Here is a 24,202-nt window from a genome sequence, read left to right as displayed (position 1 = left end):
TGACGAGGTTGAAACGGCTCAGGCCCCGGCGGCGCTCACGTGCGCGGCGATCAGCCGCCAACCGGTCCGGCTGTCGTACGCCCACGTGCGGGTGTAGCGGACCCGCTCCTCGAACGGCTCGCCCGCGATCGTCCCGGCGACCGTGCCGAGGAACCAGGTGACGCCGGTGTCGCCGACGACGAGCGCGGTGATCTGCTCCTCGTCCACGCGGGACATGACCTGGTGGCCCGAGCCGTGCGCGTACAGGTCGTCCGACTTGCGGTAGAGCGCTCCGTCCGGGCCCGTGAAGATGAGCCGATCGTCGATGAGCTCGTCGAGGAGTTTCACGTTGGACGCCAGCTGCGCGGCCTGCAGCCGCCGCTCCGCCACCCGTAGAGCCACGACCCGCGGGTCATCGACCACCGGAACCTCCCCATCCACCCATCGATTAACAACCATGAGCGTACGTGAGGGAGCCCCGAGGACGGTGCGTCACACCGTGGCGATCGTGGCCGCCACCTCGTCGACCAGCTCACGGGCGAGATATCCGGTGCCACCGTGGCGGGGCCCGAGGCGTCGGCCGGCGGCGGCGTGCACGTAGGTGCCCCAGCAGGTGGCCTGGGCCGGGTCCGCGCCGCGGCCGAGCAGGCCGGCGACGATGCCGGTGCGCACATCGCCGCTGCCCGAGGTGCCCAGGCCCGGGTCGCCGTTCTCGTCGCGCCACCGCCGGCCGTCCGGGGCCGCGACGTGGCCGAAGAGGGTGACGACCGCCCCGTAGCGCTCGGCCAGTTCGGCCGCCTCCCGGGCGAGGTCGTCCGCGAGCTCGCGGCCGAGCAGGTGGGCCGCCTCGGTGCGGTTCGGCGTCAGCACCACGTGCCCGGCGTGGTCGGCGACCAGCCCTGGTTCCTTGCTCAGCGCGCCGAGGGCGTACGCGTCGAGCACGAGCGGTGTGCCGCTGGCCGCCGCGCTGAGCACCCGGCGCACGAGGACGGCCGTCTCGTCGATGTTGTCCAGGCCGGGCCCGAGCGCGATGACATCGGCCTGCCCGGCCAGCTCGAGCAGGGCGTCGGGCACGTCGCCGGCGACCGATCCCTGGTCGGTCTCCGGCAGGCCCACGACCTTGGCCTCGGGTACGGCGATGCTGAGCGCGGGCGCGGTGGTCTCGGCCACGGCGAGTTGCAGCCGGCCCGCGCCGGCCCGCAGCGCGGCCACCCCGGCGAGAAGCACGGCGCCCGGGGTGTACCGGGAGCCGCCCGCGACGAGCACCGTGCCGCGCGACTCCTTGCCGCCGCCCGGATGGGGCAGTGCCCAGTCGCCGAGCAGCCGTGGCGTGATGACCTCCTCAGACGGGTTCGGCACTGACGTCCTCCTGACGGGTAGGTCGGGCGCCCTCGCGGCGCAGGTGGGCGATCGAGTTGAACCGTTCGGGCGAGAGCCGGTCGCCGTCGCGGCGCCAACTGGTGAGGGAGGCGTTGGCGATGGTGGTGGCCCGCGTGATCGCCATCAACTGCTCCTCGGTCAGCTGTTCCACGAGATAGCGCGTGAGCAGGACCAGGGCCTCGTGCGCGACCAGCAGCACCCGGCCGCCCGGGTGGTCGGCGCGCAGGTCGCGCAGCAGGCCGCGCAGCCGCAGCACGACGTCGGCCCAGGACTCGCCGCCGGGCGGTCGGTAGTAGAACTTGCCCAGCCGGTGCCGGCGGTCCGCCTCGGCCGGCAGCCGGGCGCGCACGCCATGGCTGGTGAGCAGGTCGAGCACGCCGAGTTCGCGGTCGCGGAGCCGCTCGTCCACCAGGGTCGGGATGCCGAGGCCGGTCACCGCGAGTTCGGCGGTCTCGCGGGCACGCGCGTAGGTCGAGACGACCACGACCTCGGGCCGGTCACCGGCCGGCAGGTCCGACAGCCACCGGCCGACCGCGGCCGCCTGGTCGCGGCCGGTGGGCGACAACGGCACGTCCGCGTCGCGCAGCGCGATGTCGATCACCTCGAGACCCGCCGTCTCGGCGGCCAGGGCGGCGACGTTGCCGGTGCTCTCGCCGTGCCGGACGATGCCCAGCCAGTCCAGTTCGGCCATGCCGGCTTCCGTACCCGCGCGACCGGCCGGGCTAACGGTACGGCTGATTGGAATGATTCTGGATTAGAGGCGTTTGGCGTGGTCGGTGCGGGGTAGTGGTTGCATTACTCACCGATTATGCCCGTCTTATGGCAATTTGGCCGGTCGTCGTGCTGGCCAGTTGCCCGTGCACCTGGAGGCGTCATGACGACTGCCGCGGAAGATATCGTCGACAACCTGCTCGCCCAGCACCAACAGATCAAGACCCTCTTCGCCCAGGTGGCGGCCGCCCAGGGCCCGCACAAGGAGGAGCTGTTCCACGAGCTGGTCGGGCTGCTCGCGGTCCACGAGAGCGTCGAGGAGTCGCTCGTGCACCCGCTCGCCGAGGACAAGCTGCCCGACGGCGAGGACGTGGTGCCGCCGCGCCTGGCCGAGGAGCAGGAGGCCAAGGAGGAGCTGGCCAAGCTGTACGACCTGGGGGTGGATCATCCCGACTTCGACCTGCGGCTGACCATGCTGCGCGACGCGGTCACCGCCCACGCGGAGGCCGAGGAGGAGTTCGAGTTCTCCCGGCTGCGGGAGGTCGTCGACGCCGACCGCCTGGAGAAGCTGACGGCGTCGATGCGGGCCGTCTCCGCGATGTCGCCCACCCGCCCACACCCGAATGTTCCGCCGAAGGCGTCCGCGAACCTGCTCCTGGGACCGCCGCTGGCGGTCTTCGACCGGGTCCGGGACGCGCTGCGCGACGCGACCAAGGGGGCCTGATGGCGCGCAAGAACGACAACCCCAAGGACGCCCAGCTGGCGCCCCACCGGATGGACAAGTCGGATGGCGAGCTGACCACCGACCAGGCCATCCGGGTTGAGGACACGGACAACACCCTGCGGGTCACGCCTCGGGGCCCGAGCCTGCTCGAGGACTTCCACTTCCGCGAGAAGCTGATGCGCTTCGACCACGAGCGCATCCCGGAGCGGGTGGTGCACGCCCGCGGCTCCGGCGCGCACGGCTACTTCCAGCCGTACGGCGACGCGCTCGCGCCGTACACCACGGCGCGGTTCCTCACCGACCCGTCCGCGCAGACGCCGACGTTCGTGCGGTTCTCGACCGTGCAGGGCTCGCGCGGCTCCACGGACACCCCGCGCGACGTGCGCGGGTTCGCCACGAAGTTCTACACCGACCAGGGCAACTTCGACCTCGTCGGCAACAACATGCCGGTCTTCTTCATCCAGGACGGCATCAAGTTCCCGGACGTCATCCACGCGGTGAAGCCGGAGCCGCACCACGAGATGCCGCAGGCGGCGTCGGCGCACGACACGTTCTGGGACTTCGTGTCCCTGCAGCCCGAGACCATGCACCACGTCATCTGGCTGATGTCGGACCGGGCCATCCCCCGCAGCTACCGCACGATGCAGGGCTTCGGCGTGAACACGTACCGGCTGGTCAACGCCGACGGCCAGGCCACGTTCGTGAAGTGGCACTGGACCCCGGTCGCCGGCGTGCACTCCCTGGTCTGGGACGAGGCGCAGAAGATCTCCGGCAAGGACCCGGACTTCAACCGCCGCGACCTCTGGGAGGCCATCGAGGCCGGCAACTTCCCGGAGTACGAGCTGGGTGTGCAGCTCATCCCGGAGGACCAGGAGTTCGCCTTCGAGGGCATCGACCTGCTCGACGACACCAAACTCATACCGGAGGAGGTCGTGCCGGTCACGCCGGTGGGGCGGCTGGTGCTCAACCGCAACCCGGACAACTTCTTCGCCGAGACCGAGCAGGTGGCCTTCTGCGTCAGCAACCTGGTGCCGGGGATCGACTTCTCCGACGACCCCATGCTGCTCGCCCGCGCGTTCTCCTACCTGGACACCCAGCTCACCCGGCTGGGCGGCCCCAACTTCGCGCAGATCCCGATCAACCAGCCGGTGGCGCCCGTGACGAACCACCAGCAGGACGGGTTCCACCAGCACCAGATCCCGCTGGGCCAGGCCAACTACACCCCCAACTCGCTCGGCGGCGGCTGCCCGGTCGTGCCCGGCGCGGCCGGGGGCGGGTTCGTGCACTACCCCGAGCGCGTGGAGGGGGTGAAGGCGCGCCGGCGGCCCGAGACGTTCGCCGACCACTACAGCCAGGCCACGCTGTTCTGGAACAGCATGAGCGCCTGGGAGAAGGAACACATCATCGCGGCGTACAAGTTCGAGCTGGGCAAGGTCAACGCCATGCACGTGCGCGAGCGGATGGTGGAGCACCTCAACCAGATCGACCACACGCTCGCCGTGTCGGTCGCCGCGGGCATCGGGGTCGCCGCCCCGACCGAGACGCACGCCAACCACGGCCGGGTGTCGCCGGCGCTCAGCCAGGCCAGCATGCCCGGCAGCGCGGGGGCGCAGGGGCGCAAGGTCGCCGTGCTCGTGGGCAACGGTGTGTTGGCGGAGAGTCTCCAGGCCACCCGGGCGGGGCTCACCGACGCGGGCGCCGTGGTCGAGTTGCTGGCGCCGGTGGACGGCGCGGTGACGACCGCGTCCGGCGAACTGCTCCCGGTGGACCGGGCCATGAACACGGTCTCGTCGGTGCTCTACGACGCCGTCGTGGTTGCCGACGGGGCGGAGGCGCTGGTCAACGACGGGTACGCGGTGCACTTCGTGGCCGAGGCGTACAAGCACTGCAAGCCGCTGGGCATACTCGGCACGGGAGACCAGGTCGTGCAGGCGGCGCGGCTGCCCGTGTTCGAGCCGTCCGACCGGGCCACCGAGCCGGCCAGCAAGCCGATCGCGGCCGCGCTCGACGGCGTACTCTTCGTGGCTCCCGGCGCCGACGCGGACGGTGAGTTCATCGCGGGGCTCGTCGACGCGATCGCCCGGCACCGGCACTACGACCGCCCGGTGGACGGGATCGCCGCCTGAGCCGCGGGTCCGGGTGGGCTACGCGCCCGCCCGGACCCGTAGCCGGGCGGAGCTGCTAGCCGGTCGCGGCCGTGCGGAGCACCGCGAAGCCGAGCTGCTCCACGTGGCGCACCACGTCGACGATGCGGTGGAAGTCGACCGGCTTGATCATGTAGTCGGTCACGCGCAGGCGGCGGGCCCGCAGGATGTCGCGCTCGGCCAGGGAGCTGGTCAGCACCACCACCGGGATCGCCGCCAGCACCGGGTCGGCCGCCAGGCGCTCCAGCAGCTCGCGACCGTCGAGGCCGGGAAGGTTGAGGTCGAGCAGGATGAGCCCGGGCAGCCGGACGTCCCGGTAGGGCCCGGTCCGGTTCAGGTAGGCCAGGGCGGCTCGGCCGTCGCCGAGCGCGACGACGTGGTTGCGCAGCTTGAAGTCCTCGAACGCCTCGCGGGCGAGCAGGACCTCAACAGGGTCGTCCTCGACCAGAAGAATGTCGATGGGCTCCACTGAGGCTCCTGGACCGTGTGACGTGCGTGGGCGGGGCCACAGTGTATGCCATGCCGCGGGATACCTCCCCGCACTTTGTGCCGAGGACCACTCCCCGGACACGCGCTACCCTGGCGGAATGCGGACGACCGGCACGGTGGCGGATGTGCGGGCGTTGGGCCCCCACGATCACGCGTGCTGGACTTTCGATGAGCCGGCGGATTTCCAGGTGGCTGCCCACGCGTTCCTGCGCGGCGGCCTGGCCATGGGGGAGCGGGTCTGCCTCGCGGGGTCGGAGCGCGACATCGAGGCATGGCTGACTGACGGCCGCGTGGCGCGGGCTGTGGCTGACGGCGCGGCGATCGCGAACGTCGTGGACCAGACCCGGAGGTCCTTCGACCTCGTCACCCAGCTGGACCTCTGCCGTGCGGCGACCGAGGTCGCGCTCGCGGACGGATACTCCGGCTTTCGCGTCGCGGCGGACGTGACGGCCGTGGTCCGCGAGCCGACCAACCTAGCCGAGTTTGTCCGGTACGAGCAGCTGGTCGATCGGTACATGGCCGCCGAGCCGTTCTCCGCGATGTGCGCCTTCCGGCGTGCCGACCTGCCGTCCACGGCGCTCGCCCGGCTGGCGAGCGTGCACCCGGCCGGTAACAGCGGCGCGCCCTTCCGGATCTTCGCCAACCCCGACGGCGGCACGGCCATCGCAGGCGACCTCGACATGACGACCAGCGACCTGCTCTGCGCCGCCCTGGCCGGCGTGGAGCCGTTGATCGTCCGCGGGGAACTGGTGCTGGACGCCACCAGGCTGGCCTTCATCGACCACCGCTCGCTGCTCGTGCTGGCCCGCTTCGCCGCCACCCGGGGGACGACACTCGTCCTCCGTACGCGCAAGCCGCACCTTTCCCGGCTCATTGACCTGCTTGAACTGCGCCATGTGCGGGTAGAGGGCGAGTGATGAGATCGGGTATCGCCGCCGGTCACACGGGCTATTTCCACGAGGCCGTGTACTACCGCTGTGCGGATGAACTGCTCGCGGTCGCGGTGCCGTTCCTGCTGGGCGGCGTGGCGGCGGGCGAGCCGACCATGGTGGCCCTCGGCGAGGAGCACGCCGGCCTCGTCCGGGAGGCGACCGGCGGCAACCCCGGCATCACCTATCTCGCCGGCGGCGAGATGTACGCGCGCCCCGCCAGTGCGATCCGGGCATACCGGGCGTTGCTGGCCGGCCACGTCGCCGCCGGGGCCGGGCAGATCCGCATCATCGGCGAGCTGTCGCCCTGGATGTTCGGGCGGACCTGGGACTGGTGGTCCCGGTACGAGTCGGCGATCAACCACGCGTACGACGACTTCCCGCTGTGGAGCATGTGCGCGTACCACGCCGAGCAGACTCCGGAACACGTGCTCCGCGAGGTCGCCCGCACGCACCCGTGGGTCGCCGAGCCGGGCGGACACCGGCCCAGCCCGTCCTACACGGAGCCGGCCGCCTTCCTGATGGAGTCGCGGCCGCCGGCGGACGACCCGATCCAGCGCGGCCGGCCGGTCGTCGAGCTGACCGACCCGCTGCCGGCGAGCGCGCGTCAGGCGGTGGTCGCCGCCGATCCGGGCACGCTGCCGGCCGGCGCGGTGGACAACCTGGTCGTCGCGGTCAGCGAGATCGTCACGAACGCGATCGCGTACGGTCAGGCGCCCGTACGCCTGAGGCTGTGGGCCGGTGCGGACCGGATCGTGGTCACGGTGAGTGACCAGGGGCCCGGCCCGAAAGATCCCTACGCCGGCCTGCTGCCGCGCAGCGACGGAGAGCCGGGCGGCCTGGGCCTGTGGCTGACCCACCAGCTGTGCGACCACGTCACGCTCGACCGGCGGGACACCGGCTTCGCGATCCGGCTCACCGCTGGCGGCTCCACCGCTGACTAGGGCGGGGTTTGTAGAGAACACGACCCGGGCATGACGACCGGCGGACCCGCCAGGTACGGTCGGGCGGCTGGCTGTGTGCGGGGCGGGTGGGAAATGGTGATCATAACGACGGTCCTCCGTCGGGTCGCCCTCGCCTGCGCGATCGCCGCCGCCGTCTGGGTGGTGCACGGCCCGATCCTGTCGACCGCGCCGGCCCACGGTCACGGTGCGCAGCCGCACGGCTGGTCGATCGCGTCGACCCTCGACACGGACGACCTCGCGGCCGACTGCGCCGGCGGGGAGCGGCAGTCCGGCGAACACGGCCATACCCGGGTGCACGTGCCCCTCGACCTCACCGACGGCATCCCGGAAACCTCCGGGGACGTGTCCGTCGCGATCGCGGGCCGCGCCCGTACGGTCGGCGCGTCCGGGGTCGCCGCACCCGCAGTCGAGCCGCCTCCCCGCCCGCCCATCCACGTCCTCATCTGCGTCAGTCGTACCTGAGCCGACCGCGCCGGCCCTCGCGGGCCGGTCCGCCGTCGTGCCCGCCGCACGCCCCGCGTGCCATCGACCCCTGAGGACCCCCGCGCTATGTCAACCGTCGCCGGGCCGCTCCCGCGTGCCCACCTCGACCGCACCGACCCGCCGCCAGGTCCGGCGGCGTCGGCGCTGTCCCGGCTGCCGAGCCTGACCGGCATGCGCTGGGCGGCCGCCCTGCTCGTGTTCGGTGAGCACATCCTGGAGCAGTACCTGGCTCCGCATTTCGCCGTCTCCCAGACCGTCGAGTCCGGGTCGTGGCGGCTGCTGAAGTTCGCGGGCGCGTGGGGCGTCACGTTCTTCTTCATGCTGTCCGGCTTCGTGCTGGCCTGGTCGGCGCGCCGCAACGACACCAAGCTGGCCTTCGTCCGCCGGCGGCTCGCCAAGATCTATCCGAACCACCTGGTGACCATGCTCGGCGCGGTCGCGCTGGCGCTGGCCGTCGGCATCACCGTCACGCCCGGCCAGCTCCTCGCACACCTCACGTTGACCCAGGTGTGGCTGCCGGACAGCCATGTCCTGTTCGCCCTCAACGGGCTGAGCTGGTCGCTGTGCGCGGAGCTGTTCTTCTACCTGTGCTTCCCGTTCATCCTGCCCAGGCTCCTGCGGCTGTCCACGCGCCAGTTGCGGATCGCCGTGGTGGCGCTACCGGCGATCGTCATCGCGTACCAGGTCGCCATCATGGCGGTGGAACACGGCGGCCTGCGGTCGTGGCTGACCTACTTCTGGCCACCGCCGCGCCTGCTCGAGTTCGTCCTCGGCATGGTGCTCGCGCTGCTGGTGAAGCGCGGGCAGTGGCGCGGGCCCGGCCTGCGGACCGCCATGACCGCCCTGTGCGCGGCCATGCTGGTCGGGATGTTCCTGCCCGACCCGCTCGGCCGCGCGCCGGCCGTGATCGTCCCGGTGATGCTGCTGCTGCCGGCGGCCGCCCTCGCGGACGTCAGCGGCGCGCGGACCCTCTGGTCGCGACGGTGGATGGTCTATCTCGGGGAGCTGTCGTTCGCCTTCTACATGGTCCACCTGCTGGTGATCCGGGCGTTTCATGAGTTCGGGATGCTGCCGGAGCGGGTGGACGTGATCGCGGCCGTGGCCGGCACGGCGGCCCTGTTCGCGCTGTCCTTCGCGGCCGCGGTGGCCCTCTACCACGGGGTGGAGCGCCCGATGATGCGCGTGCTGTCGCCGCGCCGGGCCGCCAGGCCGGCACCGCCGGCTGCGGCTGGCGACGGTGGCACCACGCCAACTCCGCGGCCCTGACGCTCGCCAGCTCCGGGGCGGGGCCCGCTCAGGCCCCGCCCCGCCGTCCCGGGCCGTAGGTACGCGGGAAGTTCTCCGGCTGTTCACCGGGGGAGCGCACCGGGCGTGCCAGGGTGATCGGGTCCCCGACACCCGATCACCCTGGGCGCTCTTTCGTGCATCACGCCAACCACTACTACGGCCACTCGCACGTGCTGGCCCGCTACTGCGGGTTGGCGCAGCGTGCGGCGCCGCGCATCCACGGCTACCTGCAGCACGGCTGGAACATCGGCGACGGGCTCGCCGACGACCACGAGTTCGTGACCGGTACGCCCGTGTTCCTGTGGTCGGAGCGCACCCGCCGCCGCGCCTGGTCGATGGGCCGGCGCGAGCTGTACGTCGTGGGCGCGCCGTTCGCGTACCTGCTCGCCATGGCGTCGCCGCCGGCCGCCGGCCGGGAGGGCACCATCTGGTACCCATTCCACGGGTGGGAGGGCCAGCACGTCGTCGGCGACCACGGCCGCCTCATCGATCAGATCCGCGCGACCGAGCCCGGTCCGGTGACCATCTGCCTGTACTGGCAGGAGTTCCAGTCGCGGCGGCTGCGCCGGCGCTACGAGCGGGCGGGGTTCCGGGTGGTGTGCCACGGGTACCGGGGTGGCTGGTGGCGCGACCTGGACCCCGGGTTCCTCGACCGCCAGCTGGGCGAGCTGCGCCGGCACGCCCGGGTCGCCGCCAACCGACTCACGAGCGCGATCTTCTACGGCGTGCTCGCCGGGTGTGAGCCGGCCGTCTACGGCGACCCGATGCTGCTGGAACGCGACGCGGGCGCCCACGGCGGTCACGCCCGCATCCGCCGGCAGTGGGCCGAGCTGCACGGCGAGCGGGTCGACCCGGCCCTCGCCCGCGAAGCCGCCGTCGCGGAACTGGGCGCCGACCGCCTCGTCCCGCCGGCCGAGCTGCGCCACCTGTTCGGCTGGCACGCATGAAACCCCTGTTCATCGGGGGCGAGATGGCCGGCTGGTCCGACCTCGACGGCGTGCGGGGGCCCGGCCCGGCGCGCGGCGCGTCCCTGGCCGCCCTGCTGCGCGCGGCCGTCCCCCCGGGCGGTCGGGTGCTGCTCGCCGGCCCGCACGACCCCGCTCTGGTCGGCGCGCTGCCGGCCGCGCGGCTCACCCTCCTCGTCAGGGGAGTACGCGACGCGGAGGCGCTGTCCGCGCTGCCCGGCGTGACCGTGTGCTGCGGCGGGCTGGACAAGCTCGTCGCCGAGCCGCCATTCGACACCGTTGTGGCGCTCGACGGCGTGGCCCGTCTGTCCTCTATGGAGTGCGACGAGTTCGCCTGGGGTGAGGCGTTCGAGATGCTCGTCGCAGCGCTGCGGCCGGGCGGGCGCCTGCTGCTGGGGATGCCGAACGCCCTCGGCGTGGACCGCCTGGTGGCGCCGCCCACGGAGCCGGGTGACGGGGACTGGGCGCCGGCCGGGGAGTACGACCCGACGCGGCCTGCCGGGCTCACCCGGGCGCGGGCGCGCCTCGCGGCGGCCGGACTCGGCGTGGACGCCGTGTATGCCGCCTACCCGTCGCCGACGGCGCCGAGTGCGTTGCTCGGCGAGGCGATCCTGGCCGATGACGCCGTGACCGGCTTCGTCGCGGCAACCCTGGGCCGGTCCTTCGCGCCGCCCGGGGTCCAACCGGCCAGGGTCGGGCCGGGCCCGGGTCGGCCGCGGCCGGTGGGCTGGGCCGCCGTGCTGACCGAACCGGGCGGGCTGGCGCGGCAGGCGCTGCGCCAAGGGCTCGCCGGGGCGCTCGCGCCCGGCTGGATGGTGGTCGCGCGTCGCGCGTCGCGTGACCGGTCGGCGGGCCTGCCCGGGGCGATCGTCGACGGCCGGCGCCTCGACCACGACCCGGTGCGCGGCTGGGTCGGCGAGGACGGCGCGGCGGTTCCGCCAGGGCGTACCCTTGAAGATCTTTTGATGGTCGCGGCGTCACGTCGCGAGCTGGGGTCGGTGCGCGCGTTGCTCGCGCGCTGGCAGCGGGGCATGGCGGCCGGCGTACCGGCCGACCAGGTCGTCGTCACGGCCGACGGCACGTTCGTCGCGCTCGCGCCGGCGCGGGAGCCCGGCGCGGCGCTGGGGAAGTTGGCGGCGACCCTGGTGCGCGGCGGGCTGGCGGACGCCTGGCCGGCGCAGGCGGGCGCGGCAGACCTGGCGGTGACCCTGGCGGCGGTGGCCGGCGCGGCCGCGGATGCCCGCGCGGCGGGCGTACTCGCGGTTGACGGGCTCGTGGCCGAACGCGACCGGCTGGCGCGGGCGCTGGCGGCGGCGCGGGCGAAGGCCGCCTGGTATGAGCGCACCCTCGCCGACCGGGAGAGCGCACTCGCCGAAGCCCGGCGGGTGGCCGAGTTGCTCAGCGCGTCGTGGCCGGCGAAGGCCGGCATGGCCTTCGTCGGTGGCGTCCGGCTCGCCCGCCGCCGCGCCCGTGCGGTCCTGCGCCGGGTGCGCCCGCGCGTCTGAGCTCCCGCGCTATCGCGCCTTGGTGCAGGCATCCCGGCGTCACTCAACGCTGTTTATAGGCACCGGCTGGGCGGGCGCTTGGGGCCGGGGCCACGGAATCGTAGAGGGCCTCCAGGGCGCGGGTCTGCGTCACGATGTCGAAGTGCGCTGTGACGTGCTCGCGGGCACGGGCGCCGAGGAGGGCGCGCAGGCCGTCGTCGGCGAGGAGGCGGCCGAGGTTGGCGGCCAGCGTCGCGCGGTCGCCCTCGGGGCCGAGCAGGCCGGTCTCGTTGTGCAGCACGGCCTCGGGGATGCCGCTGTGCCTGGTGGACACCACGGGTACGGCGAGCGCGGCAGCCTCCAGGATTGTCGTCGGCAGGCCCTCCGTGTCCCCGTCGGGGGCGCTCTTGGACGGGGCGGCGAGGACTCTCGCGGCAGCGACGTGGCGGCGTACGGTTGCCGGGTCCTGGTGGCCGAGGAACGTGGCGTCCAGGCGAAGCTCGGTGGCGCGGGCGCGGATCGCCGGCTCCAGCGGGCCGGCGCCGATGAAGACCACACGCGGCCGGTCGAGCCGGCCGAGCGCCTCGACCAGGTCGTCCAGGCCCTTCTTCGCCACGAACCGGCCGACGAAGGCCACGTCCCACTCCTTCGCGGGCGCGCCGGCCAGGACGGGCAACGCGACGCCCGTGTGGTGGACGCGGACCTTGGCCGGGTCGGCGCCCAGCTCGATCGCGCGCTCCGCGATGGGCCGGGACACGGCGAGGATCAGCGCGGCCCGGCCGAACGCCGCGCGCAGGTTGCGCCGGTAGCGGACGCCGCGCAGGCCACCCGCCCGGGCCTGGCTGGTCACGTCCCGGCCGTGCGCAGTGATGATGAGTGGTACGCGAAGGGCCGCCGCCGTGCGGCTGACCAACCAGCCGTCGCCCGCGAAGTGGGCGTGGACCAGGTCCGGGCGCAGGTCCCCGAGCACGGCGCGCAGGCGGCGCGAGCCGCCCGTCAGGCGCAGCAGCGGGAAGGCGAGCCGGTTGCCCGGGAAGGCGATCACGTCCGTGCCGGCGGCGAGCGGCGAGGCGACCCTGACCGCGCCGACGTAGGTCGGCTGCCACCGCGTCAGCGCCGCGCCCTGGTCGCGGACGAACGTCTCCGATCCGTACAGCAGGCAGCTGCGCCAGATGACGACCGGCCTACCAGGCGGCATCGAGCACGGGCTCCGGGGCGGCCTCCACAGCGATGGGCTCGGCCCGGGCGCGGCGGCGCCGGTTGAGCAGCCGGTCGCGCACCGCCCGCCGTACCTCCTGCGGCAGTAGCCAGATCTGTACGTAGGTCACGTAGTCGATGAGGCCGGGCCGGCCGTGCGCGCGCGCCTCGCGAAGCAGGTCGCGAAACAGCGCCGGGCTGCGCGTCGGCGCCGCCATCGACGCGATCACGCTCATGGTCAGCGCCGCGTACGCCCGGGGGGTGAGCAGCGGCCGGCTGCGTCGCAGCCAGTCGACCGAGGCCTGCCACGGCATGTCGTGACTGATGCGCTGCCGGTTCTCGTCCGTGTGCCAGACCACCAGCGGCTGCGCGGCCATGATGAGGTCCACGTCGTCGTGGTGCAGCGCGCGCAGCGCCCAGTCGAGCTCCTGCATGCGGCGTACGTCGGACGAGAACGGCACCCGGCGCAGCAGCTCGGTCGGGGCCAGGATGGTCGAGGTCTGGATGAACCCCTCGCCGTGGAACAGTCCCTTGCGGACGGTGAAGTACTCGCTCAGCGGCTCGCCCGGCGCCGGCAAGCGGCGGGGCATGATCAGCTCGGCGCGCGGTGTGCGGTTGATCAGCCGGCTGGCCACGACCGGCAGCGGCGCCCGCGCGGTACGGGCGAGCTCCAGCTGGACGGCGAGCTTCGTGGGCAGCCACTCGTCATCGTCATCGAGCAGCGCGGTCCACGGGGCGGTGGCCCCGCGTACGCCGGCGTTGCGGGCGTTGGGCGCGCCGCCCCGGCGGGGCAGCTCCAGCACGCGCAGGCGCCGGTCGCCGATCGTCGCCAGCGCCGCCGCGGTGACCCTGTCGGGACCGTCCACGACGACGATGACCTCGATGTCGGTCAGGGTCTGGGCGAGCGCACTGCGCACCGCCCGGCCGACCAGGTCGGGACGGCCGCGGGTGGGGATGACCACGCTGACGTCGGGCATCGGGACCTCCCAATTCGTTCGCCGGATAGATGGCGAACGCTATGGGCGGCGGACGACCCCCAGGTGAACTCGGGACGGCTCAGGCGGGTATGTCTGATGGCTTCCCGCGGTGGCGGCGCTACGCCAGGCCGCCGGTCCTGACGAGCCCGTAGGCGAGCAGCGCGAACGCGGCGGTCGTGAGCACCGTGCGGGCGAGGTTCCAGCGAGCCCACCTCCGCTCGTCGAACGCCGCCCGGATGGCGGCGACGCCGGCCGTGGCCGGGTCGGCCGCCTTGAGGGCGTCGTTGCGCGGCACGTTGACCGCGACCGTGATGACGAACGTGACGAGGTAGAGCACCAGCGCCGCCGCCATCCAGGGCACGGGCGATCGCGCGTCGTCGACCACGTGCAGGACGATCGCAAGGCCCGTGAGGACCGGGGCGCCGAGGAAGCCGCCGACCAGGAACAGCGGATTCAGGATCGCGCGGTCGAGAGCGGCGAAAGTCCGGACAAATGTGTCATCGTCCACGCGCCGCAGCCCGGGCATGATCGAGTTGCTGTACGCGAAGAAGATGCCCGCCATCATCCCCGTCGTGACGGTGGCGGCGAGGAACACCACGAGACGCAGAATCTCCACGCCGTCCATCATGCCCGCGCAAATCTTGAGGTCCTCAGTGGACACCCGGCCGGGGCCGTCTAGGTATGCCTAGGCGTGCGTAGGTGGGCGCCTACATAGGTCGGGGTGGCGAAGATGCGCATCCGCTGCTGATGGCGGCGGGCCCTGCCCGACCGAGGATTACCTCATCGCCGGTCAACCAGGGCCGGCCGGTCAATCCGAGGAGCAGGACATGCAGTTCCACCCCGACTTCGTACTCGCCGCCGCCCGCGACCGGCACCAGGAGTTCATCGCTCAGGCTCAGCGGCATCGACTGTTATCGGCCGCCCGCTCGGCACGGGGCGAGCGGGCGGCACGCCGCTGGGCGCGGGGGCGGCCGGGCACCGCCGCCGAGCTGGCTTCTCCGAAACAGCCTCGGGAAACGTCGGCGGTCGCCGGTACCCTTGCGGCGTGCGGACCACGCGCGACGGCGCCAGCTCGATGATGATCGGACGCCAGCGCGAGCTGCGCCGACTGGCACAGCTCGCGCTGGCGCGCCGTCCCGCGGTCGCGATCGTGGCCGGCGAGCCCGGCATCGGCAAGACCCGGTTGGTGAGCGAGCTGCTCGACGGCCTGCCCCCGGGCACGGTGACACTGGTGGGCCACGCGGAGCCGGGTTCGCTCTCCCGGCCGTACGAGGTGTTGCTCGATGCCCTCTACGGCCGCGACGGCGTCGACCCGGCCCGGCTGGAGGCGCTCACCGACCCGGACCGCAGCCCGGTGGAGCGCCTGCAGGTCGGCGTCGACCTGGTCGCCGACGTGGTCGCGGGCGAGTCCGCCGTGATCGTCTTCGAGGACATCCACTGGGTCGACTCCGAAAGCGCGGCGCTGTTCGAGCGCATCGCCGATCTGCCGGCTCCCGTTCTGCTCGTGGGGACCTACCGGCCGGGCGACGTGACCCGCCGGCACCCGGCCGCCGCCCTCCTCGCCCGGATCGACCGGGCGCATTCGGTCACCCACGTGCGGCTTGAGCGGCTCACCGAGGCGGAGGCCGGGGCGCTCGTGGCCGCGGCGACCGGCGGGCCGGCGCCCGCCCGGGCGGTCTTCGCGCTGCACCAGCGCACCGGGGGCAACCCGTTCTTCCTGGAGGAGTTGCTGCGCGGCTGGCAGGGCGACGACCTGGAGGAACTGGCCGACCATCCGCTGCCGTGGAACCTCGCGGAGACGCTGCGCCGCCAGCTCGACGACCTGACGCCGAGCGCGATGGGCACAGTGGAGGCCGCGGCCGTGCTCGGCCACCGCATCCCGTTCGACCTGCTGGCCGCGGTGACGAAGGCGACAGAGGACGAACTCATCGGGGTCCTGCGCGACCTCGTGGACCGGGGCGTGCTGGTCGAGACGGGCGACGACGAGTTCAGCTTCCGCCACGCACTGGTCCGCGAGGCGATCAGCGAGCAGATGCTGGGTCGCCAGCGCCGCCGCCTGCACGAGGCGGCCCTGGACACGCTGCTGGCCAGCAATGGCGCGGGCGACCCGGCGATGGTCGCCCACCACGCGCGCGGCGCGGGGCGGTACGAGGACATGATCACCGCGGCCCGCACGGGCGCGGAGGCCTACCTGTCGATCGGCTCGGCCTACCAGGCGCTGCAGCTGGCCGAGATGGGGCTCGACGAGGCGTGCAACGACGTCGAGCTGCTCAGCGCGGCGGCCCGGGCGGCGTGGCTCGCGGGCCTGCTGGATGACTCGAACGCGTACGCGCGCAAGTGGGCGCAGTACGCGGCCGACGCGCGCGACCGCGCCGGGGCGTTGCACCTGCGGATGAAACTCGCGTGGGAGCTTGACGAGGTCGACGAGGTGCGCGCCCTCACCGAGGAGATCGAGGCGACCATCGACGAGTTGCCTCCCGGTGTCGATCAGGCTCTCGCGATGACGGCCGTCGCCCACTCGGCCATGCTGCGCGACGAGTTCGAGCAGGCGATGACCTGGTCCGACCGGGCCGTGGCGGTCGCCGAGGAGCACAACCTGCCGGCAGTGCGGATCGCGGCGCTGGTGGAGAAGGGCTCCGCGATGTGCGAGTGGCCCCACACCGTGCAGGCCAGCCGCGAACTGCTCATGGGCCTGGTCGACGAGGCGGAGCGGCTCGGCGAGTGGGTGCTCGCGGCCCGCGCCCTCAACTGCGTCGTGCAGAACATGGCGCCGTCGGACCCGGAGGAGAACGGCGCGCTGTTGGAGCGCATGCGGGTCAACGCCGAGCGGGGTGGGTTCGAGAAGCTCGCCGTCGCCGCCTACTACCAGGGCCGCGCCCGGCTCAAGATGCACGCGGGCGACCTGGCCGGCGCGATCACCGCCCTGCGCGACGGCCGCGTCCGCGACCGGGGCTTCGCGCGACCGGGCCGGCGGGCCGACTACCACGCGGTCTTCCTCGCCGGCCTGCATCTGGAGTCCGACGACCTGGATGCGGTTGACGACATCCTGGCCGACCTGCGCTCCCGGCCACAGAGCTGGCCATCCACCGTCCCCGGCCTGGCGTTCCACCTGGCCTGCCGGCGGGGTGACCTGGCCGGCGCGCAGGTCGAGCTGGAGTCGCTGCTCAAGGCCATGACCACGCAGTACTGGCGCAGCGGCGCCCAGGCGCACGACCTCGTCTCGGCCGCGCTCGCGGTGCGCCTGCCGCTGGCCCAGGTCGACCGGCTCGCCGGCGAACTCCTCGACGACAACGTCTGGGACCACTACCGGACCCTCGTCGCGGCGCAGCTCGCGGAGGCGCACGGCCGCCCCGCGGACGCGCTCGCCGGCTACCGGACGGTGACGGAGTCGACCATCGCGACGCCGTCGGTGCGGGGCACGGCGCACGTCGGGGCCGCCCGGGCCCTGCTCGCCCTCGACCGGGCGACCGACGCCGCCACCGAGGTCGCCGCCGCCGAGCGGCTCCTGCGCGGCTGGGGCGGCTGGCGGGTCGCCGAGCTGGCCGCCGTGCGCGACCTGCTCGGCCTGGCTCCCGACGGCGCCCGCGCGGTCGCGGGCTCGGCCGCGCTCACCCCGCGTGAACGCGAGGTGGCGCTGCTGGTGGCGGCCGGGCTCACCAACGGTGAGCTGGCCCGCAGGCTCTACATCTCGCCGAAGACCGCGGCCGTGCACGTGTCGAGCATCCTGCGCAAGCTGGGCGTGACCTCCCGTAACGCGGTCGGGGACGCGGTCGCCCGAGGCTGACCTGTGCCGGGCGCCGAACCTCGGCCGCTCCCGTTTTCGGGCGTTTAACACTGTTCTGGCGCTGATTCGGGTGATGCTGTGTGGGGAGGCCCCGATGAACTCGCCGGTACCGCGCAGTGTGCTCGCCCCGCTCGCGCTGGCGCAGTTCATCTGCAGCTTCGCCGGCTCGAACATGAACGTGATGATCAACGACATCAGCCGGGACCTCGACACGACCGTCCAGGGCGTCCAGATCGCGATCACGATCTTCCTACTGGTCATGGCCGCGCTGATGATCCCGGGCGGGAAGCTCACCGACCGGTACGGCCGCAAGCGCTGCTTCACCGCCGGCCTGTGTCTGTACGGGGTCGGCGCCCTGCTCAGCGCCGTCTCGCCCGGTCTGGGCGTCCTCATCCTGGGCAACTCGATCCTGGAGGGAGTCGGCACCGCCCTGCTCATCCCGCCGGTCTACATCCTCACCACGCTGCTGTTCCCCGACCTCACGTCGCGGGCCAAGGCGTTCGGGGCGATCAGCGCCATGGGCGGCGTCGGGGCCGCGGCCGGTCCCCTGATCGGCGGCTTCATCACCTCCGCGCTCAGCTGGCGGGCTGCCTTCGTGTTCCAGGCCCTGGTCATCGCCGTGATCCTGGTGCTGGGGCGCCGGGTGCCCGACCCGGTGCCGCCCGACCCCAGCCGGCCGTTCGACACCGCTGGGGCGATCTGGTCCGCTACCGGCCTGGTGCTCGTCGTCATGGGCATCCTGGCGGCCGACGACAACGCCTGGCTCATGGTGGTCCTGCTGGTCGCCGGGGTCGCCGTGCTCGCGGGATTCTTCCGCTCCGTGCGGGCGAAGGAGCGGGCCGGTCAGGAGCCGCTGCTGTCGACCCGGGTCTTCGCCAGCCGCACGGCCAACCTGGGGCTCGTCACCCAGAACGCCCAATGGCTGCTGCTCATGGGCACCTCGTTCGTCGTCTCGGCATACCTGCAGGTGGTGCGGGGGTACAACGCGATCGAGACCGGCGTCATCTTCACCGCCGCCACGGCCGGTCTGCTCGTCGCGTCGCTGGGCGCCGAGCGGTTCGCGGCCCGCCGCCAGCAGCGCACGCTCATCACGGTCGGGTTCGCGGTGGCCATCGCGGGCGTCGCCCTTCTCCTGGCCATGGTCATCGGCAACCCCGGTGCGTGGGCCTTCGCCCCCGGCCTGCTGCTCATCGGCTTCGGGCTCGGCCTCATGCTCACCCCGTCGGTGAACGTGGTGCAGTCCAGCTTCGGCGAGCAGATGCAGGGGGAGATCTCCGGCCTGTCGCGCAGCGTGTCCAACCTGGGTTCCACGCTCGGCACGGCCGTCGCGGGCACCATCCTGGTCGCCGGCATCACCGCCACGCCGGGCCGGGCGTACGGGCTGGCGATGGTGGTGCTCGCGCTCGTCGCCGCCGTCGGGTTGGTGGTCGCGCTGCGCCTGCCCAGGGGTGCGGTCGTCGTGGAGGTCAGCTGACGTGAGCCGGGTCCGGGTCGCCCTGGTCATCGTGGGCGTGCTGCTGGTCGCGGCCAACGTGGTGGCGAAGTTCGGTCCCTCGGGCGCGATGCTCCTCCTCGGCCCGCTCGCGGCCGTGGCGTTGATCCTGGTAGGGCGCTGGGCGGGCCTGGGCTTCCTGGAGCTGGGCCTTGGCCGCCACCAGTTGCTGCGGGGCGCCGTGTACGCGGCCGTGGCCATCGTTGTCGTCGCCGCCGGGATGCTCCTGCTCGTCTCCCTGCCGCCCACCCATGGCCTGCTCAGCGATCAGCGGTACCAGCTGCCGATCTCCCGGGCGCTGTGGACCTCGTTCGTCGTCATCCCCCTGGGCACGATCCTGCCGGAGGAGATCGCCTTCCGGGGGGTGCTGTGGGGGCTGCTGGCCCGGGGCCGGGGTCCGGCCGTCGCGACCGGGGTGTCCTCGGCGCTGTTCGGACTCTGGCACATCCTGCCGTCGCTGCGGCTCAGCGTCGTGAACCCGGCCGTGTCCGCGGCGGTGGGCGTGGGCGGGGCGGCGGCCGTCGTCGCGGTGGCCGGGGCGGTGCTGTTCACCACCCTGGCCGGGATCGTGTTCTGCGAACTGCGCCGACACAGCGGCAGCCTGCTCGCCCCCGTGGGCCTGCACTGGGCGGTCAACGGCCTGGGGGTTCTCGTGACGTCCGCGCTGGCGGGCAGGAACTAGGAGGCTGGCCATGGCGCGCTGGTTCCGGTACGACTTTCTGGGCGCCGTCTTCGCCGTGGCGTTCTTCTGCCTGTCGCTGACGCCGTCCCTGCTGCCGCGCGACTGGCTGCTGCAGGGGCTGGTCGGTGGGATCTCCGCCGCGATCGGGTACTTCGTGGGTCTGCTGCTGTGGTGGCTGGTGCGCGTGATCGTGCACCGCTACCGCCACCGCCACCGCCACGTGTGGGCGCCGGACCGGCGGGCGTGGTTCTGGTTCGGCGGCGTGGCTGTCGTGCTGATCGTGGGCATGCTCGCCCTGGCCTCGGTCTGGCAGCGTGACCTCCGCATCCTCATGGAGCTTGACACGCCGCCCGGGCACGCCTACCTCTCGCTGCTCCTGGTGGCCGCCCTGACGTTCGCCGTCCTCATCGGTGCCGGGCGCCTGATCCGGCTGACCGCCCGCAAGATCCGCGGCTTCGCGGGCCGCTGGGTGCCGGGCTGGGCGGCCCGGCTCATCGCCTTCGTGGCGGCGGCGGCGCTGACCGTCGGCGTCGTCAACGGCGTCCTCGTCACCGGGGCCCTCTTGCTTGCCGACAAGGCGTTTGCCGAGATCAACAGCGAGACCGAGCCGGGCGTCGCGGCGCCCATCGACCCGAGCCGGTCGGGCGCGCCCGGGTCGCTGGTGTCCTGGGACTCGCTGGGCAACCGGGGCCGCACCTTCGTGTCCGGGGGACCGACGATCGGCGAACTCAGGGCGTTCGGGGTCGCGCGGGCGCGCCAGCCCATCCGCGTCTACGCCGGCCTCGACTCGGCCGAGACCACGGAGGAGCGCGCGGCACTGGTCGTGCGGGAGTTGGCCCGCACGGGCGCGTTCGCCCGCAAGCTGCTCTGCGTGATCACCACGACCGGTACCGGCTGGGTCGACGAAGCGGGCGTGGCGCCGCTGGAATACATGTACGGCGGGGACACCGCGCTGGCCGGCATGCAGTACTCCTACCTGCCGAGCTGGATCTCCTTCCTGGTCGACCGGGAGCGGGCCCGCGACGCCGGCCGGGAGCTGTTCAACCAGGTCTACGACGCCTGGCTGGCGCTGCCCGAGGGCAGCCGGCCGAAACTGGTGGCATTCGGCGAGAGCCTCGGCTCGTTCGGCGCGGAGTCGGCGTTCTCCGGCAGCGCGGACATGAGCGGGCGCACCGACGGCATGCTGCTGGTCGGCCCCCCGAACCACAACCACCTGTGGCGGGAGTTCATCGCCGACCGCGAGCCCGGCACCCCGGAGATCCTGCCGACGTACGAGCAGGGTGAGGTCGTACGGTTCAGTGCCGTCCCGACAAACCTGGACGAGCCGGCAACGCAGTGGCACGTCGGTCGCGTCGCGTACCTGCAGCACCCCTCGGACCCGATCGTCTGGTGGTCGCCGCGGCTGCTGCTGAAGCGGCCCGACTGGTTGGCCGAGCCGCGCGGCGCCGACGTGCTGCCCCAGATGCACTGGTTTCCGTTCGTCACGTTCTGGCAGGTGACCGGCGACATGGTGTTCTCCACCCGCGTCCCCGACGGGCACGGGCACAAGTACGGCGCCGCCGGGGTGGGCGCGTGGGCGCGTGTCGTGCCCCCGCCGGGCTGGACGGACCAGCAGACCGAGCGCCTCACGGCCCTCATCGCCGACAAGTACTGAAAGGCCGGTGAACACGGATGGCAACTGGTGTGCGGTCGACCTGGCACGCGCAATCCGTACCGGCCGTGGCCGACGCGTTCGACGTCTCCGTCGCGCAGGGTCTCAGCGGAGCGGAGGCGGCGCGACGGCTCGCCGAGGATGGGCCCAACCGGCTCGCCAGCGCCCGCAAGGAGTCGCCGATAGCCGCGTTCGCGCGCCAGTACCGGGACTTCATGCAGGTGATTCTGCTGGTGGCGGCCGTGGTCAACCTCCTGGTCACCGGCGACGCCGGCACGACGGTCGTGCTTGCGGGGCTGACCGTGTTCAACGCGGTCATCGGACTGCGGCAGGAGGCCAAGGCCGAGCAGAGCGTGCGTGCCCTGGCCCAGATGCTCAGGACCACTGCCCGGGTACGTCGGGACGGCCAGGCGATCGAGGTCGACGCCGAGGAACTCGTCCCGGGCGACATCGTCCTCATGGAGGCGGGCAACCGCGTGCCGGCCGACGGGCGGGTGTGTGTCGCGGCGACGCTGGAGATCGAGGAGGCGGCGCTGACGGGCGAGAGCCTGCCCGTGGCGAAGTCAGCCGACGCGGTGGCCGGCGCCGACGTGCCGCTGGGCGACCGCACCTGCATGGCGTACATGAACACGTCCGTGACGCGCGGGCGCGGTGAGATGATCGTGACGGCCACGGGCATGGCTACTGAGATCGGCCACATCGCCCACCTGCTCGCCGGCACCGAGGCCGACAAGACGCCGCTACAGAAGCAGCTCGACGGCCTGTCAAAGATCATCGCGACGATCGCGGCGGCCGCGCTGGTGCTGGTCGTCGTCCTCGGCATGGTGCGCGGTCAGGCGTTCGACACGCTGTTCATCACGGGCGTGGCGTTGGCGGTGGCCGCGATCCCCACGGGCCTGCCGGCCGTCGTGACGGCTCTGCTGTCGCTGGGCACGCGGGAGATCGCCCGGCGCAACGCGATCGTCAAGCGGCTGCCGGCGGTGGAGACGCTCGGGTCCACGTCCGTCATCTGCTCGGACAAGACCGGCACCCTGACGCTCAACAAGATGACCGCCCGGCAGCTCGCGATCCCGGGCAAGCATCAGTTCGCCGTCACCGGGGAGGGTTACGGTCTCGCGGGCGAGATCAGGCATGCCGGGGGTGAGCGCACCGACCTCGACCCGTACCTGCTGCCCATGGTTCTGTGCGCCGACGCCGTGCTCGACGGCGAGAACCTCATCGGTGACCCGACGGAGGGCGCGCTCATCGTTCTCGCGGGCAAGGGCGGGCTCGACATCGACGAGACCCGGCGGGCGTACCCGCGCGTGGCCGAGGTGCCGTTCGACTCCGACTACAAGTTCATGGCGACGTTCCACCACATGACCGACGACGCGGGCCGGCCCGTCATCCGTTGTTACGTCAAGGGCGCACCGGACGTGCTGATCTCGCGTGGCACGGCCTATCGCGAACCGGACGGCACGATCGTGCCGCTCACCGACGCCACGCGAGGCGTCGCGGTGGCCGGCAACGACCGCATCGCCGCCGCGGGCGAACGGGTGATGGTCGTGGCGCAACGGGACTTCGACCCCGCCGACCTCGATCTGTCCGGCGACCTGATCGGCGAGGTTCGCGACCTGACGCTGCTGGCGATGGTGGGCATCGTGGACCCGCCACGGCCGGAGGCGAAGGCCGCCATCGCGCAGTGCCGCGCCGCCGGCATCCGCGTGCGGATGATCACCGGTGATCACGCCACGACGGCAGCCGCGATCGCGGCCGAGTTGGGGATCGAGGGGCGCGCCATCACTGGTACGGACTTCGCCTCGATGACCGACCAACAGTTGCTCGACCAGTTACCGGGGATCGGTGTCATCGCCCGGGTGGCGCCCGAGGACAAACTGCGGCTGGTCGGGCTGCTCAAGCAGGACGGCAATGTGGTCGCGATGACCGGTGACGGCGTCAACGACGCGCCCGCACTGAAGGCGGCCGATATCGGCGTGGCCATGGGCATCACCGGCACGGAGGTCTCCAAAGAGGCAGCCGTCATGATCCTGACGGACGACAACTTCGCCACGATTGTCGGCGCCGTCGAGTACGGCCGAGGTCTCTACGACAATCTGCTCAAGTACCTGCGCTTCCAGATGTCCACCCTGATCGCGTATATCGCGATCTTCATCGGTGCGGGTGTGTTCAACATCGCGGCGGGGGCGCCGCTCACTCCACTGCAGATTCTGTGGCTGAACATGGTGGTGGACGTTCCGATCGCCATCGCGCTGGGCTTCGACCGGCCCACGCCCGGTCTGATGGCCCGCCCGCCACGACCCGTCGGTGCGCCGGTGCTCGCGGCCGGCGACTGGGTGCGGCTGTGCGTGCAGGGCGCGGTGATGACCGTGGGTTCGCTCGCGGCGTACCAGGTGGGCCATGCGGAGGGCGGGCCCGCGACGGCAGCCACGATGCTGCTCACCACGCTGTCGCTGCTGCACCTGGTGGCCGGGTTCCTCTCCCGCGACCAGCGGGGCACCATCTTTGACCGGGCGGCCATTCCGGGCGCCGCTCAACTGCGCCGCTACGGGTTCGCCCTGCTGGCCATCGTCGCCGTGACGACGATCGGTCTGTTGCAGCGGGCGTTCGACACTGTCGACCTGAGCCCGGCGCTGTGGGCGACCGCCACCACGATCGCGCTGAGTCTCCTCGTCGTTGAAGAGGCGATCAAGTTCGTGCTGCGGCGACAAGGGCGCGCCCACACCGGGCGGTCCGCCGTGATGACCCCGCCCGCGCTGCGTCGCGGCGCGGTGGCACAAGGCGCCTTCAAGGATCGATGACCTCGTGTCGACCAGCTGACCGCGCCCTAGGAGACCGCTGATTAATGCGGCGTGCCGATACCCTGCTTTGATCGGGTTTGG

The 24,202-nt window shown here is 72.6% G+C and carries 20 protein-coding genes; 13 read left to right on the top strand and 7 right to left on the bottom strand.

Translation table 11 applies throughout. The features are described from left to right. Positions 1-18: 18 nt before the first annotated feature. The 3 genes from ABD191_RS14645 to ABD191_RS14635 form a co-directional block, all read right to left on the bottom strand. On the bottom strand, positions 19-402 hold the full coding sequence (locus ABD191_RS14645; RefSeq protein WP_344081722.1) for a nuclear transport factor 2 family protein: 384 nt from the start codon (positions 400-402) through the stop codon (positions 19-21). A 69-nt stretch (positions 403-471) separates the two neighbouring features. Next, complete coding sequence (locus tag ABD191_RS14640; RefSeq protein ID WP_344081719.1) at positions 472-1,338, bottom strand: NAD(P)H-hydrate dehydratase; 867 nt, start codon at positions 1,336-1,338, stop codon at positions 472-474. Next, positions 1,322-2,050, bottom strand: coding sequence for a histidine phosphatase family protein (locus ABD191_RS14635; protein WP_344081717.1), 729 nt, complete (start codon positions 2,048-2,050; stop codon positions 1,322-1,324). The genes ABD191_RS14640 and ABD191_RS14635 overlap by 17 nt, the downstream gene beginning before the upstream one ends. Positions 2,051-2,233: 183 nt before the next feature. On the opposite strand from ABD191_RS14635, the gene ABD191_RS14630 reads away from it, so the two are divergent. Both ABD191_RS14630 and ABD191_RS14625 read left to right on the top strand, forming a co-directional pair. Further along, complete coding sequence (locus tag ABD191_RS14630; protein ID WP_344081714.1) at positions 2,234-2,794, top strand: hemerythrin domain-containing protein; 561 nt, start codon at positions 2,234-2,236, stop codon at positions 2,792-2,794. Beyond that, a complete protein-coding gene (locus tag ABD191_RS14625) occupies positions 2,794-4,920 on the top strand; it encodes a catalase (protein WP_344081711.1) in 2,127 nt (708 codons plus the stop codon). The genes ABD191_RS14630 and ABD191_RS14625 overlap by 1 nt, the downstream gene beginning before the upstream one ends. Before the next feature lie 55 nt (positions 4,921-4,975). Here the strand turns inward: ABD191_RS14625 and ABD191_RS14620 are convergent, their stop codons facing one another. Further along, positions 4,976-5,407 (bottom strand): response regulator, encoded by a 432-nt coding sequence (locus ABD191_RS14620; protein WP_344081708.1) that lies wholly within the window; start codon positions 5,405-5,407, stop codon positions 4,976-4,978. On the opposite strand from ABD191_RS14620, the gene ABD191_RS14615 reads away from it, so the two are divergent. The 6 genes from ABD191_RS14615 (at position 5,391) to ABD191_RS14590 (ending at position 11,561) form a co-directional block, all read left to right on the top strand. Continuing rightward, positions 5,391-6,344: an MEDS domain-containing protein gene (locus tag ABD191_RS14615; protein ID WP_344081705.1), complete on the top strand. Its 954-nt coding sequence runs from the start codon at positions 5,391-5,393 to the stop codon at positions 6,342-6,344. The genes ABD191_RS14620 and ABD191_RS14615 overlap by 17 nt on opposite strands. Further along, positions 6,344-7,300, top strand: a complete 957-nt coding sequence (locus ABD191_RS14610; protein ID WP_344081702.1) for an anti-sigma factor RsbA family regulatory protein — start codon at positions 6,344-6,346, stop codon at positions 7,298-7,300. Before ABD191_RS14615 ends, ABD191_RS14610 begins: the two co-directional genes overlap by 1 nt. A gap of 96 nt (positions 7,301-7,396) precedes the next feature. Then, positions 7,397-7,783 (top strand): hypothetical protein, encoded by a 387-nt coding sequence (locus ABD191_RS14605; RefSeq protein WP_344081699.1) that lies wholly within the window; start codon positions 7,397-7,399, stop codon positions 7,781-7,783. A gap of 87 nt (positions 7,784-7,870) precedes the next feature. After that, on the top strand, positions 7,871-9,070 hold the full coding sequence (locus ABD191_RS14600; protein WP_344081696.1) for an acyltransferase family protein: 1,200 nt from the start codon (positions 7,871-7,873) through the stop codon (positions 9,068-9,070). A 155-nt stretch (positions 9,071-9,225) separates the two neighbouring features. Continuing rightward, entirely contained in the window at positions 9,226-10,038 is an 813-nt protein-coding gene (locus tag ABD191_RS14595; protein ID WP_344081693.1) for a hypothetical protein, read from the top strand. Next, complete coding sequence (locus ABD191_RS14590) at positions 10,035-11,561, top strand: hypothetical protein (protein WP_344081690.1); 1,527 nt, start codon at positions 10,035-10,037, stop codon at positions 11,559-11,561. Before ABD191_RS14595 ends, ABD191_RS14590 begins: the two co-directional genes overlap by 4 nt. 43 nt (positions 11,562-11,604) lie before the next feature. On the opposite strand, the gene ABD191_RS14585 is transcribed toward ABD191_RS14590, so the two are convergent. The 3 genes from ABD191_RS14585 to ABD191_RS14575 all read right to left on the bottom strand — a co-directional run bounded on the left by ABD191_RS14585 (position 11,605) and on the right by ABD191_RS14575 (position 14,330). After that, positions 11,605-12,738, bottom strand: coding sequence for a glycosyltransferase (locus ABD191_RS14585; RefSeq protein WP_344081687.1), 1,134 nt, complete (start codon positions 12,736-12,738; stop codon positions 11,605-11,607). Then, a complete protein-coding gene (locus tag ABD191_RS14580; protein ID WP_344081684.1) occupies positions 12,725-13,714 on the bottom strand; it encodes a glycosyltransferase family 2 protein in 990 nt (329 codons plus the stop codon). The genes ABD191_RS14585 and ABD191_RS14580 overlap by 14 nt, the downstream gene beginning before the upstream one ends. A 118-nt stretch (positions 13,715-13,832) precedes the next feature. Then, positions 13,833-14,330, bottom strand: coding sequence for an anthrone oxygenase family protein (locus tag ABD191_RS14575; RefSeq protein ID WP_344081681.1), 498 nt, complete (start codon positions 14,328-14,330; stop codon positions 13,833-13,835). Positions 14,331-14,759: 429 nt separating this feature from the next. Here ABD191_RS14575 and ABD191_RS14570 point away from each other — a divergent pair, with 429 nt between their 5' ends. From ABD191_RS14570 to ABD191_RS14550, 5 genes are all read left to right on the top strand, one after another. Then, on the top strand, positions 14,760-17,498 hold the full coding sequence (locus tag ABD191_RS14570) for an ATP-binding protein (RefSeq protein ID WP_344081678.1): 2,739 nt from the start codon (positions 14,760-14,762) through the stop codon (positions 17,496-17,498). Positions 17,499-17,592: 94 nt separating this feature from the next. Continuing rightward, the gene (locus tag ABD191_RS14565) at positions 17,593-18,972 is read left to right on the top strand and encodes an MFS transporter (RefSeq protein ID WP_344081675.1); all 1,380 of its coding nucleotides are present in this window, start codon (positions 17,593-17,595) and stop codon (positions 18,970-18,972) included. 1 nt (position 18,973) lies between these two features. Beyond that, the gene (locus ABD191_RS14560; RefSeq protein WP_344081672.1) at positions 18,974-19,672 is read left to right on the top strand and encodes a CPBP family intramembrane glutamic endopeptidase; all 699 of its coding nucleotides are present in this window, start codon (positions 18,974-18,976) and stop codon (positions 19,670-19,672) included. Positions 19,673-19,682: 10 nt separating this feature from the next. Beyond that, positions 19,683-21,326 (top strand): alpha/beta hydrolase, encoded by a 1,644-nt coding sequence (locus tag ABD191_RS14555; protein ID WP_344081669.1) that lies wholly within the window; start codon positions 19,683-19,685, stop codon positions 21,324-21,326. 17 nt (positions 21,327-21,343) lie between these two features. Beyond that, positions 21,344-24,121 carry a cation-translocating P-type ATPase gene (locus ABD191_RS14550; protein ID WP_344081666.1) on the top strand — a complete coding sequence of 926 codons (2,778 nt, stop codon included), beginning with the start codon at positions 21,344-21,346 and terminating at the stop codon, positions 24,119-24,121. Positions 24,122-24,202: the final 81 nt, after the last annotated feature.

Origin of the sequence: Luedemannella helvata, from assembly GCF_039528415.1 — a bacterium.
GTDB lineage: Bacteria > Actinomycetota > Actinomycetes > Mycobacteriales > Micromonosporaceae > Luedemannella > Luedemannella helvata.
This window is presented reverse-complemented; position numbering and strand designations above follow the sequence as displayed.